Annotated in this window: 9 protein-coding genes; 5 read left to right on the top strand and 4 right to left on the bottom strand. The window is 65.3% G+C overall.

Going from position 1 to position 12765, the window contains the following annotated elements:
• Window positions 1–26: 26 nt before the first annotated feature.
• Window positions 27–980 (bottom strand): L-threonylcarbamoyladenylate synthase, encoded by a 954-nt coding sequence (locus AB6N07_RS20170; protein ID WP_370678286.1) that lies wholly within the window; start codon window positions 978–980, stop codon window positions 27–29.
• A gap of 209 nt (window positions 981–1189) precedes the next feature.
• Here AB6N07_RS20170 and AB6N07_RS20165 point away from each other — a divergent pair, with 209 nt between their 5' ends.
• The 5 genes from AB6N07_RS20165 to AB6N07_RS20145 all read left to right on the top strand — a co-directional run bounded on the left by AB6N07_RS20165 (window position 1190) and on the right by AB6N07_RS20145 (window position 8484).
• A complete protein-coding gene (locus AB6N07_RS20165) occupies window positions 1190–1738 on the top strand; it encodes an ATP-binding protein (RefSeq protein WP_370674842.1) in 549 nt (182 codons plus the stop codon).
• A 218-nt stretch (window positions 1739–1956) separates the two neighbouring features.
• A complete protein-coding gene (locus AB6N07_RS20160; protein WP_370674841.1) occupies window positions 1957–2907 on the top strand; it encodes an ImuA family protein in 951 nt (316 codons plus the stop codon).
• A 19-nt stretch (window positions 2908–2926) separates the two neighbouring features.
• Window positions 2927–4402 (top strand): DNA polymerase Y family protein, encoded by a 1476-nt coding sequence (locus tag AB6N07_RS20155; protein WP_370674840.1) that lies wholly within the window; start codon window positions 2927–2929, stop codon window positions 4400–4402.
• Between the two features lie 16 nt (window positions 4403–4418).
• Window positions 4419–7778 carry an error-prone DNA polymerase gene (locus tag AB6N07_RS20150; protein ID WP_370674839.1) on the top strand — a complete coding sequence of 1120 codons (3360 nt, stop codon included), beginning with the start codon at window positions 4419–4421 and terminating at the stop codon, window positions 7776–7778.
• 70 nt (window positions 7779–7848) lie between these two features.
• Window positions 7849–8484, top strand: coding sequence for a LysE family translocator (locus AB6N07_RS20145; protein ID WP_370674838.1), 636 nt, complete (start codon window positions 7849–7851; stop codon window positions 8482–8484).
• A 21-nt stretch (window positions 8485–8505) separates the two neighbouring features.
• Here AB6N07_RS20145 and AB6N07_RS20140 read toward each other — a convergent pair whose 3' ends face one another.
• The 3 genes from AB6N07_RS20140 to AB6N07_RS20130 form a co-directional block, all read right to left on the bottom strand.
• Entirely contained in the window at window positions 8506–9993 is a 1488-nt protein-coding gene (locus AB6N07_RS20140; protein WP_370674837.1) for a UxaA family hydrolase, read from the bottom strand.
• 84 nt (window positions 9994–10077) lie between these two features.
• The gene (locus AB6N07_RS20135; protein WP_370674836.1) at window positions 10078–11547 is read right to left on the bottom strand and encodes a tagaturonate reductase; all 1470 of its coding nucleotides are present in this window, start codon (window positions 11545–11547) and stop codon (window positions 10078–10080) included.
• Between the two features lie 19 nt (window positions 11548–11566).
• Window positions 11567–12580 (bottom strand): zinc-binding alcohol dehydrogenase family protein, encoded by a 1014-nt coding sequence (locus tag AB6N07_RS20130; RefSeq protein ID WP_370674835.1) that lies wholly within the window; start codon window positions 12578–12580, stop codon window positions 11567–11569.
• Window positions 12581–12765: the final 185 nt, after the last annotated feature.

Genomic DNA, 12765 nt, shown 5'->3' with positions numbered 1-12765 from the left:
GGCTTTCCGCTCAAACGCTCATGGCCTTAGCGCGGCGCCGCTGCTCGTGTCAGCCGGTCGCGGATCGCCTCGCCAAGTCCATGGATGGGGATTGGCGCCACCGCGATGCCGGTGATGTCTTCGCCGTCGGCCTGGCGCAACATGTCGAACAAATTGGCCGCCGCTTCGCGCAGGCTACCCGAGGGGCTGAGGTTGAAGACGCGCGCAGCCTCCGCGACGCCGTGGATCGAAGCCCCGCCGAAGGCGAGAAGGGCTTCAGTGGGACTGACACGGCGGGCGTCGAGCCGAACGCGCGCGCGCGGCGCGTAATGGGAGGCGAGCATGCCGGGCGCCACCGGCGTGGTGGACGGGTCGCCCTCCGAACGGATGACGGCGATACCGATCGCCGCTTCGATCTCCTCGCGGGCGAGACCACCCGGACGCAGAAGATACGGAATGTTGTCGCGGACCTGCAGAATGGTCGATTCGAGACCTACCTCGGTGCGGCCGCCGTCGAGGATCAGCGGCACGCGGCGCGAAAGATCGCCATAGACATGAGCCGCGGACGTGGGGCTGACGTGGCCGGAGGTGTTGGCGCTGGGCGCGACGATCGGCACGCCGGCGACGCGGATCAGTTCGAGCGCTACCCGGTGCGCCGGCATGCGCACGGCGAGTGTGTCGAGGCCAGCGGTGGCCAGCGACGAGACAGGGCAATCCGGCCGCTCGGGCAACACCAGCGTCAGCGGGCCTGGCCAGAAGGTCTCGGCGAGCTGTCGCGACAGCGGATCGAAGACGACCAGCGTCTCCGCCATGGCAATGCTGTCGACATGGGCGATCAGCGGATTGAAGGAGGGCCGCCCCTTGGCCTCGTAGATGGAGGCAACGGCCTGGCCCTGTGTCGCATCAGCGCCGAGGCCATAAACGGTCTCGGTCGGAAAGGCGACGAGATCGCCCTGCCGAATAAGGTTGGCGGCGCGGCGAATAGCTTCGTCGGTCGCCATTTCGATGCGGGCAAGCTCTAAGGGGCGCTGTGGCACGGAGTATCCCGATGATGGATTGTCTTTAGGCGGTTCGCCCGACCCGGCTTGTGTGAGACCAATACATGGCGACGTCAAGGCGGTGGATGGAGTGGGTAGTTTCGTTTTGGTCTGAACCGCAAAGTTGCGGTCAGGAGGAAGACGTCTTAAGTCGGCATCTTTAGGAGGCATCGATGCGTATCGCAGTAACTGGCACGCACGGTTGTGGCAAGACGACGCTGATCGACGATTTCATATCCGCGCATGGCAACTACGAGAGCGTACCCGAGCCCTATTGGTTGCTTGCTCAAAACGGCATGCCATTCGCCGACGGGCCAACCACGGCGGACCTTGAGGAACAACTCGGGCAAAGCTGTATGCTGCTCCTTGAGCAGGCCAGGGAAAAGGATCTGATTTTCGATCGCTGTCCGCTCGATTTTATCGCCTATTTGGACATTGTCAGCGCAAGTGAAGGCTTCGAATGGCTACCGCAAGGACGCTTGCTGAACCGTATTGCCAAAGCTCTCGCCTCACTGGATCTGATCGTCTTCGTGCCGTTGCTTCGGCTCGACGAGATCGGGGTCCCGATCGAATATCCGCAATTGCGCACCAAGGTGGACCAGCGGCTCAAGACCATGTTGCGGCAGGACGATCTGGGATTGCTGGAGGATGGGCCGCGTATTGTTGAGGTTTCCGGATCCCGTGCGGAACGCGTGGCTCGCATTGAGACGCTACTCAACTGAGTATGGAATCTCTATCGAGCGTCCTGCCATCCTTATCGTAGTAGCGGGGGTGCTCACCTTGCACAGCCCCCTTGCTGCGCCTAAACCTCGGCATGTCCCGCCGCATACCCGTCCTTGACTCTTCCAAAGCCCCTTCTATACTGGAACATATAGAGAACAAGAACCACGAAAACGGGGGTTAAACCGTGCTCGCGAGCGAGTCGACGGACAGGATTGCTATGCTTCGACGGCAGATCGCCCAACTGGAACGGGCGCGCGGCCGAGGCGATGGCCGTGCGGAAGCCCCTGCGGCGGCAGAGGAGGTGGCTGGCGTGCCGGTGCATGACATCGCCCCTGTCGCTCGCCGCCTCACTCCGGCCGCCGTTTTCCGCAATGGGCGAGCAGCTAATGTCTGGGCAGGACCGGAGACGACGGCTGTTCCCTTCGGTCACCCCGAGGTTGATGCGGCGACGGGCGGTCTACGGCGCGGCGCGCTGCACGACATAAGTCCAGCCGGCGCGCCCGACATGGCTGCCGCGACCGGTTTTGCCCTGGCACTTGCCGGGCGGCTCCTGTCGTCGGCTGGGCGGGGAGGTCTCTGGCTCTGGGTCCGCGCGGAGATGGCCGGCCGCGAGGCAGGCGAGCCTTACGGCCCCGGCCTTACCGCCTTCGGCCTCGATCCGTCATGCCTCGTTGCTGTAACGGCCCGCGACACGGCGGATGTGTTGCGTGCCGCCGAGGAGGGGCTTGCCGCCCGCGCCTTCGCGGCGGTGCTGATCGAACCGTTCGGCGACGACCGCCACCTCGATCTGACGGCCTGTCGTCGCCTGTCATTGATCGCCGACGGAAGCCGCTCCACCGGAATTTTGCTCAGAACCGGCGGTGTTCCGGGGGCGACCAGCGCCGTCACGCGCTGGCGCGTCGCGGCCGCTCCAAGTTGCGGTGGCCGGCATCCCGGCAACCCGGTTTTTTCGGCCGACCTCGCGCGAAATCGTTTGGGTCCGGTCGGTGCGTGGATGATGGAGTGGCGTATCGATGAGCAATCCTTCCGTGCCCCACGTATCGGATCCAAAGCCGAGGGATCCGGCTCCTTGGCGGTCCCGCTATCTGGTCGTCTGGCTGCCGCATCTGGCGACCGATCGTCTCACCCGGCTCGATCGGGAGCGGTCGTCCCCTTCCGCGGCGCCTGAGCCGATAGCCCGTCCGCCCATGGTACTTACGGCCAAGCATCGCGGCGCCGCGCGTCTCGCCCATGTCGACGGACAGGCCGTGCGGCTTGGGCTGCAGCCGGGACTCGGCCTTGCCGACGCCCGCGCCCGTGTGCCAGGCCTCGACGTGCGCGCCGCCGATCCTGAGGCCGATGCCGCTTTCCTCGACCGGCTATGCGATTGGTCGCAGCGCTACACGCCGCTCGCCGGCCGCCGCATCGGCACGTCCTCCATCGACCCCGAGTTTCCTTACCCGGAGGACTTCACACTGATACTCGATATCGCCGGCTGTGCTCACCTGTTCGGCGGCGAGGAGGCTCTAGCCGCCGATATGGCACGACGGCTCGAACGGCAGGGACTGACGGTGACCATCGGCATCGCCTCGATCATTGGCGCCGCCCATGCGCTGGCCGCCTTTGGGCGTGGCGGGCGGCTTCAAGCCGGCGAGGAGCGACGGGCGCTTGCAGGTCTGCCGGTGGCGGCGCTGCGGCTGGATGCGCCCACCGTCGATGCGCTCGCCCGTGTCGGCCTGAAGCGCATCGGCGACCTTATCGATGGCCCGCGCGCCCCGCTCACCGCCCGCTTCGGTCGCGCCCCGCTCATTCAGCTCGACCGGGCGTTGGGGCTCGCTGAGGAGGCCTTCTCGCCACGGCTACCGATCGCGCCCTATTGTGCCGAGCGGCGTTTTTTCGAGCCAATCTCTCGCCAGGAAGACGTACGCGCCGTCGCCCTGTCTCTGATCGGTACGCTGGCCGACCGGCTGGAGGCGGTGGGTGAGGGGGCGCTACGTCTTCGTCTCAGCCTCTGGCGCGTCGACGGTGCCCTCGCCCACGTCGAGGCAGGGCTCAGCCGGCCGAGCAGAGAGGCGGGGGTGATGCAGGATATTCTCTGCCGTCGGCTCGACAGCCTCACCGAGGAGTTCGACGCCGGTTACGGCTTCGATTGCGTCACCGTTGCCGTCACCGAGGCGAGCCGCCGCGATGCCGAGGCGCTGTCGCTGGCCGGTCCCGACACGACGCTGGAGCTGACGCGTTTCGTCGATCGAGTCGGCGCCCGCATCGGTCAGGGCCGAGTGCGGCGTCTCCAAGCGCGCGAGAGTCACATTCCTGAGCGGGCGTGTCGTGCCGTGCCGGCTCACATGGCGGGGGAGGGCAAGTCCTCTGCAACCGAGATGCTGCCCGGGGACCCGCCGGAGCGGCCGATCCGTCTGTTCGCCCATCCGGAGTTGGTAGAGGCGATGGCCTCGGTGCCGGATGGCCCGCCGCTCCGCTTCCGCTGGCGGCGCGTCACGCACGAGGTGAAGCGCGCCGAGGGTCCGGAGCGGATCGCTGGCGAGTGGTGGCGACAGGAGGCGCCGACACGCGATTATTTCCGCGTCGAGGACGCCGAGGGGCGACGCTTCTGGATGTTCCGCGAAGGCCTGTTCGAGGTCGAGACCGTTCACCCGCGCTGGTTCGTGCATGGGCTGTTCGCGTGAGAAAGCGAGGTCGACCATGACCGCCTATGCCGAGCTTGCCGCCGTCACCAACTATTCGTTCCTGCGCGGTGCCTCCCATCCTCTGGAGATGGTGGGAACGGCGGGGCAGCTCGGCTATGCCGGCATTGGCGTCGCCGATCGCAACACGCTGGCCGGCGTGGTGCGCGCCCATGTGGCGGCCAAGGAATATGGCGTACGGCTCGCTGTCGGCGCCCGCCTCGTCTTCACCGACGGCACGCCCGATCTTCTCGCCTATCCCAAGGATCGAACCGCCTATGGCCGGCTCTGCCGCCTGCTCACCAACGGCAATCGGCGGGCCGAAAAAGGCGATTGCATCCTGACGGTTGCCGATCTCATGGAGTTCTCGGAGGGACTCAGGCTGATCGTCGTGCCGCCGCGCCGCCTCCTGCCGGCCTTCAGCACCCAGGTGAAGCGGCTCGCCGCCGATCTGTCCGGTCAGCTTTGGCTCGGTGTCACCATGCCAAGGCTCGGCGACGACCGGCGACGGCTTGTGGCCTTCGCTACGCTGGCCAAAGCAGCCGATCTCAAACCAATCGCTCTTGGCGATCCGCTCTATCATGTTCCGGAACGGCGACCGCTGCAGGATATCGTCACCTGCATCCGCGAACACGTCACCATCGACGAGGCCGGTTTTCGCCTCGAACAGAACGCCGAGCGCCACCTCAAGCGACCGGAGGAAATGGAGCGGCTGTTCGCCGATCTGCCGCAGGCGGTGAGCGAGACAGTGCGCTTCCTCGACGGGCTCAATTTCTCACTCAAAGAACTCAAGTACGAATACCCTCGCGAGTCCTTTGTGGGCTATGCCACGGCGGCTGAGGCGCTGGTGGCGCTGATAGAGGAGGGGGTAAAACGGCGCTTTCCAGACGGAGTCGGCACTCATATCCGCGAGACCATCGAACATGAGCTCGCCATCATCGCGACACTCGAATACGAGCCTTACTTCCTGACCGTCTACGATATCGTCCGCTTCGCTCGGTCAAAGGACATCCTGTGCCAGGGGCGTGGATCGGCCGCCAATTCCGTTGTCTGCTATTGTCTTGGAATTACCGATGTGGACCCCAGACATGGCGACCTTCTGTTCGAGCGCTTCATCTCGGTCGAGCGAGGTGAGCCGCCGGACATCGACGTCGATTTCGAGCATGGCCGGCGCGAAGAGGTGATCCAATACATCTACGAGCGCTATGGCCGAGAGAAGGCCGGCATAGCTGCCACGGTGATCACCTATCGCGGTCGCAGCGCCGTGCGCGAGGTGGGCAAGGTGTTCGGCCTCACCGACGACGCGGTGACGGCGCTGTCCGGTTCGGTGTGGGGCTCGCCATCGAAGGGACTGAAGGACGATGACGCCCGCCGCACCGGTTTCGATCCGACCGAGAAGCGCCTCGCCATGGTGTTGCAATACGCTCGAGAGCTCTCGGGCTTTCCGCGCCATCTCAGTCAGCACGTCGGCGGCTTCGTGCTGACGGCGGGGCGGCTCGACGAAGCCGTGCCGATCGGCAACGCCGCCATGAAGGATCGCACTTTCGTCGAATGGGACAAGGACGATCTCGACGCGCTCGGGATGCTGAAGGTCGACGTACTCGCCTTGGGCATGCTGACGGCGCTGGCCAAGGCGCTGAAAATGCTTGGTGAGCATTACGATCGGCGCTGGACGCTCGCCAGCCTGCCGCCTGATCGGAAGGCGGTTTACGCCATGATCCAGCGTGCCGATACGCTCGGCGTCTTCCAGATCGAGAGCCGGGCTCAGATGAGCATGCTGCCACGCCTGAAGCCGGCCAATTTCTACGATCTTGTCATAGAGGTGGCGATTGTCCGGCCCGGTCCCATCCAGGGTAACATGGTGCATCCCTATCTCCGCCGCCGGCAGGGACTGGAAGATGAGATCTATCCATCCCCGTCACCTGAGTTCGGTCCCAAGGATGAACTCGCACAAGTCCTGCACAAGACATTGGGCGTGCCGCTGTTCCAGGAGCAGGCGATGCGTATAGCCATTGTCGCCGCCGGCTTCACGCCGGGCGAGGCGGACAAGCTGCGGCGCGCCATGGCCACCTTCCGCCGCATGGGTACCATCGGCACCTTCCGCGACAAGATGGTGGGAGGCATGGTCGGGCGTGGTTACGACCGCACCTTTGCCGAGAACTGCTTCCGCCAGATCGAAGGTTTTGGCGACTACGGCTTTCCCGAGAGCCACGCCGCAAGCTTCGCCCTGCTGGTCTACGCTTCGGCTTTCATCAAGTGCTATTATCCGGATGTCTTCGCCGCTTCGCTGCTCAGTGCCCAACCGCTTGGCTTCTACGCGCCGGCCCAGATCGTCCGCGATGCGCGCGACCATGGCGTCACGGTGCGGCCGCCGGACATCAACCTCTCTGAGTGGGACGCGACGCTGGAACCGGGGGCGCCGGAGGTGACCCCGCATCCTCGCCACGCTTCTATGGCCGGACGGATCCTTACGACGCATGCCCTCCGTCTCGGCTTCCGCGAGGTGAGCGGCCTCAAGGAGAGTGATGGCCGGTTGGTCGCCGAGCGCCGGGGCAGGGGATACGATTCCATCCGTGACGTCTGGCTCCGGACCGGTCTGCCGAGTTCGACACTGGAGCGGCTGGCCGATGCCGATGCCTTCGCCTCGCTCGGTCTCAGTCGCCGAGATGCGCTCTGGGCGGTACGCGGCCTGGGCCGGGCCGGCGACAAGGACGACCTGCCGTTGTTCCTGGCCGCCGAAGAGGCCGGACGAGAGACCGAGCCGGACATGCATCTGCCGCCGATGCCGCCGGGCGAGGAAGTGGTGATGGACTATCGCCATCTCCGTATGTCGCTGCGCGCCCACCCGGTGAGCTTCTTGCGCTCCCATCTCGATCATCTGCGCGCCATGCCATGCGACGACCTGACGCGCACGGCCGACGGTCGCCGCGTCACCGTGGCAGGCCTCATCGTGGTGCGTCAGCGACCGGGCACGGCCAAGGGCACCATTTTCCTGACGCTCGAAGATGAGAGCGGCATCGCCAATATCATTGTCTGGGCGAAGGTGTTCGAGGCGCACCGGGCCATTGTGCTCGGCTCGCGCATGGTATCGGTCACCGGCCGTATGCAGTCGGAAAGTGGCGTCATCCATGTGGTCGCCGACCGCATTGTCAACGTGACGCATCTGCTCGGTCATCTCGCTGCCGACGACGCGGCAGAGGCGCTGACACCGCCCGGCGAGGCTGTGCGCGCCACCGACAAGGGCGGTGGGCTGCCTGATTTCTCCGGCCAGCCATCGCCTGCCGCCAACGCGCCGTTGCCGATCGAGCCGGAGGTGGCCGCCGATCTCGACGTTCCCGCTCGGGCAACGCGCCACGTGCCGGCCCGGCGGCGCGCGTGATGAGCGTTTTCCGCATGCATAGCTACCGCCGAACCGGTAAAGCGGAACCCATCATGGCGTGAGGATGAACATGCTGGGCTACGATTTGGCGCACTGGGCGACCTTCTTCGCTGCGGCCTTCCTGCTGAACATATCACCGGGGCCGGATATTGCCTTCATCCTCGGCCACACGGCGCGCGGCGGCCGTCGGCAGGGACTGGCTGCCATGCTCGGCCTCTGGGCCGGCGCCTTCTGTCATGTGCTCTTTGCCGCCATCGGCCTGTCGGCCATCGTGGCGACCTCGGCCACCGCCTTCTCTCTGGTGAAATGGGCCGGCGTCGCTTATCTCGCCTACCTCGGCGTTATGGCTCTGCGGTCGAAGGCGAGTGCCTTCAATGTCAAGACGACGCAAGCAGAGAGCCGCCTGTCGGCTGTCTTCCTGCAGGGCATGCTGGTCGACATCCTGAACCCCAAGGTGGCGATCTTCTTTCTTGCCTTCCTGCCTCAATTCGTCGTCGATGGCGCAGGGCCGGTGCCGTTGCAGCTTCTGCTGCATGGCGTGCTGATCGTCGCCGTCGCGGCGACTGTCGAACCATTGGTGGTGCTCGGTGGCGCCTGGCTGACGGCGCGACTACGGTCCAGCGATCGCCTGGCCTTGTGGCTCGATCGCTCGCTGGGCGCACTGTTTCTCGGCCTCGCGGCAAAACTCGCCGCCTTGCACCGGTGAGAGTTTAGGCCGCTTGTCACCTCACAGCGTGACGCCTGTCTTGAAGATGACGATTTCGCCGATGGCGTTGGTCTCGTTTCTGGCTGGTTTGCCGGAGGCGATGTCGAGGACGGCGTCGACGAAGCTGTCTCTGAGGCCGGCGACGGTGGTCTCGCCGGTGGCGATGGGGCCTGCGTCGAAGTCGATCCAGTGCGGCTTGCGATTGGCAAGGTCACTGTTGGTGGCGATCTTCATGGTTGGAACGACGCCGCCGAGTGGCGTACCACGGCCGGTGGTGAACAGAACCATGTGGCAGCCCGAGGCGGCGAGCGCGGTGACTGCGACGCCGTCGTTGCCGGGCGCCGACAACAGGTTGAGGCCGGGCTTGGTGATCTTGCCGGTGTAGCCCACCACGTCGCGCACCGTTGAGAGACCGGCCTTCTGCGTGCAGCCGAGCGACTTCTCCTCCAGCGTCGAGATGCCGCCCGCCTTGTTGCCCGGCGAGGGGTTCTCGTAGATCGGCTGCTTGTTGTCCACATAGTAGCGCTTGAAGTCGTTGATCAGCGTCACGGTCTTGTCGAACACTTCGCGGCTTTCCGCCCGCTCCATCAGCAGCTGTTCGGCACCGAACATCTCCGGCACCTCGGTGAGCACCGTGGTGCCACCGATGCCGGTCAGCCAGTCGGAAAAGGCCCCAAGCAGCGGATTGGCGGTAATGCCTGAAAAGCCGTCCGAGCCGCCGCACTTGAGGCCAATCTTCAGCCGGTCGGCGCCGACTTCGGTCCGCTTGTCACTGGCCATCTTTGCCGTGAGCTCGCGGCAGAGGGCAAGCGCCTCGGTCCTCTCGTCACCGGCCTCCTGGCTGGTCAGGAACCGGACGCGCTCGGGATCGGGCAGCTCCAGCCCCTCCTTGAAGTAGGCCTTGGTGTTGTTCTCGCAGCCGAGGCTGAGCACCAGCACGCCGCCGGCGTTGGGATGGGCCACGTAGTTCTGCAGAATGCCACGCGTGTTGGCGAGGTCATCGCCGAGCTGCGAGCAGCCATAGGGGTGGCTGAGGACGGTGACCTTGGACCCCTCGGGCAGCATGCCTTCCCTGTCCACCGCCTTGGCGATGTTATCGGCCAGGCCGTTGATGCAGCCGACCAGGGGCACGATGTAGAGGTCGTTGCGAATGCCGATGTCGCCGTTGACCCGCTCGAAGGCTTGAATGGTCGGCACCGGTCCGCCGTTCTGCGGCCGTGCCGCGACGTTGCCGGCATAGTTGTAGTCGAGAATGTCGCCGAGGGCGGTCTTGAGATTATGGACGTGGACATGACCGCCCCGGGCGATCGCCTCGCGGGCCAAGCCGATCACCGCGCCATACTTGATCACCTTCTCGCCCTCGGCGATGTCCTTCAGGGCGAACTTGTGCGCCTGCGGCACGTCGTCGAGAAGCGTCAGCCCGAAGGCGTCAATCACCGTACCCTTGGCGAGCGGTTCGAGGGCGACGGCGACGCTGTCGTCCGGATGGATCTTGAGAACGCGCGGCATGGCTCACATCCTGAGTTCTGATGCGATGGAACCGGCGCCGGGAAGGCGCCGGTCTTCGGTATATGGGGAGCGAGACCCCGCCCGTCAGCGGGCGTCGATCAGCGCCCCTAGCCGGTCGAAGCTCATCGGCGCGGCGGTCAGCGCCGTGAAGTCGGCAAGAACGGCGGTCCTCAAAGCTGGCGTATCGATCGACCGGCCCCAGAAGGCGGCTTCCCCGAGATAGGCCGATACCATCGCTTCGCGGCCGGTCGGCGTGCCGTCGTCGAGCGCGCCGATTGCCTTGACCTTGGCGATGATGTCGGCACCGTCGCGCGGCGGATAGGCCTCCGAGCCAGAGAAGCGGCCGAGGTAGAATACCAGCCAGGCGGCGAGCGCCAGCGTCATCAGCGGTGCCGGCTTGCCGTGGCGCTCCATGTAGGCGGTGAGGCGGTCGAGATCGCGCGTCTGGTACTTGACGAGACCGTTGAGCGAGATGTCGTACCAGAGGTGGCGGATATAGGGGTTGGCAAAGCGCCGGAGCACCGCGTCGGCGAAGGCCTTGAGCTCATCCTTGGGCAGCGTCAGGAAGGGGATCACTTCCTCGGCGAGCAACCGGTCGAGGAACTTGGCGCCAACCGGCGTGGTCACTGCCTCGCCCACCGTCTCGACGCCGGAGATCAGGCTGAGGGCGCAGAGCGCGGTGTGGGCGCCGTTGAGGATCGCCACCTTGCGTGCCTTGTAAGGCGTGGCATCCGGCACGACGACGGTGTTCTCGTCATGATGGGCGAGCGGCAGGCGCAGTTCCGGCTGACCCGGCTGCCGTTCGATGACGAAGAAGTGGAACAGCTCGCCGGTGGTCATGAACCGGTCAGTGTAGCCAAGTTCCTGCTCGATTGCCTCGGCATCGGCCTTCGGGTAGCCCGGTACAATGCGGTCGACCAGTGTGTTGTAGAAGGCGTTGGCCTCCTTCACCCAGGTAATGAAGGCCGGCTCGAGACCCCATTCCTCGGCGTGCCGCAGCACGATGCGGCGGAGTTCGTCGCCGTTGTGGTCGATCAGCTCACAGGCGATCATCTGCCAGCCGGCGTCCGACTTGCCGGCGAACGCCTGCCAGCGCTCGTGCAACAGGCGCGTCATCTTGGCCGGGAAGGAGGACTGCGGCGCGTCGTCATACTTGACGGTCGGCACAAAGGCGATGCCGGCGTCGGTCGTGTTGGAGATGACGACGGTGATCTCCGGCGAACGGGCCAGCTCAAGCACCTCGTTCCAGTGCTGATAGGCGCCGATCTCTTTGAGCACCGAGCCGACGACGCGCGCCTCCGACACCTTCGAGCCGTCATCGGCAACGCCGCGTGACAGTACCGTGTAGAGGCCGTCCTGTTCATTGAGCCAGTGCGGGTTGCCGCCGGCGATGGGGCGGACGATGACAACACCCCAGTCGAGACCACCGGCCTCGTTCATGCGGTCGATCTTCCAGTCGACGAAGGCGCGCAGGAAATTGCCCTCACCCCATTGCAGGATGCGGGCTCGCGGCCGAGAGCGCCCCTTGAGGGCGGAAGCGTCTATTGGGTTCATGATGGAGTTCCTTGCCGCCTCAGCACTCGATCAGGATTTTCAGCGTCGAGGCGCGCGCCTCGGTCCAGTAGGGCAGGGCCTTGTCGGCTTCCGCGAACGGGAACACCTTGGAGATCAGGTCGTCGGGAGCGTGATCGAGACCTTCGAGGTAGGCGATGACCGCCTTGAAGTCGTCGATGGTGGCGTTGCGGGAGCCGTGGATGTCCAGCTCCTTCATGTTGAAATACTTGGTGTCGTAAGTGACCGGCGCCTTGGAGTAGCCGATGTAGACGACGCGGCCGGCAAAGCAGGCAAGATCGATGGCCTGGGTGAAGGTGGCCGGCAAGCCGACCGCCTCGATCACCACGTCGGCGCCGTCGCCGCCGGTCAGCTCGTTCACGCGAGCGACGACGTCTTCCTTGCCGGCGTCGATGGCATGCTTGGCGCCATACTTCAGGGCCATGGCCGTCTTGTCGCCGAGATCGACGGCGATCACCTCGGCACCGCGCGCCACCGCGCCGGCCACCGCGCCCATGCCGATCATGCCGCAGCCGATCACCACCACACGGTCGCCGGCGGCAATGCGGCCGCGATCGACGGCGTGGAAGCCGACCGACAGCGGTTCGACTAGCGCCAGATGGCGCGGCGCCAAGCTGTCGTTGAGGATCAGTTTGCCGTAAGGAAGCACGATCTTCTCGGCAAGGCCGCCTTCCTGCTGGACGCCGAGCGTCCGATTGTAGCGGCAGGCGTTGACCCGGCCCTTGCGGCAGGACGAGCATTTGCCGCAGGCCGTATAGGGCACGACGATGACGCGCTTGCCGGGGGCGTACTCGGCCGGCACGTCCTCGCCGACGCAGACGATCTCCGCGCCGATTTCGTGGCCGGGAATACGCGGCAGGCTGACCAGCGGATTGAGGCCGGAAAATGTGTTGAGATCGCTGCCGCACAGCCCGACGTGCTTGACCGCGATCATCACCTCGCCAGCCCCGGCAACCGGCTCCGCGACCTCGTGAAACGAGCTCACTCCCGCACCGTCGATCTTCAATGCGCGCATGACCATCCCTCCCGGTGAAGCGCAGCTCATCAATGAACGCTCATCGTCGCGCCTCTTGTCTATTATCGATATCTAGACAAATCAGCCTTGGATTGTCAAAGCGTTTTTCGAAGGGGCTACCCCGATCCGCTCCATCCCTAGCGGCTTATTCGCGCCGCGAGCCCAGTATGCTATCATGCGCAGGT

The organism is Pleomorphomonas sp. PLEO, assembly GCF_041320595.1.
Taxonomy (GTDB): Bacteria; Pseudomonadota; Alphaproteobacteria; order Rhizobiales; family Pleomorphomonadaceae; genus Pleomorphomonas.
The sequence above is the reverse complement of the archived record's forward strand: the minus strand, read 5'-3'. Positions and strand labels throughout refer to the sequence as shown.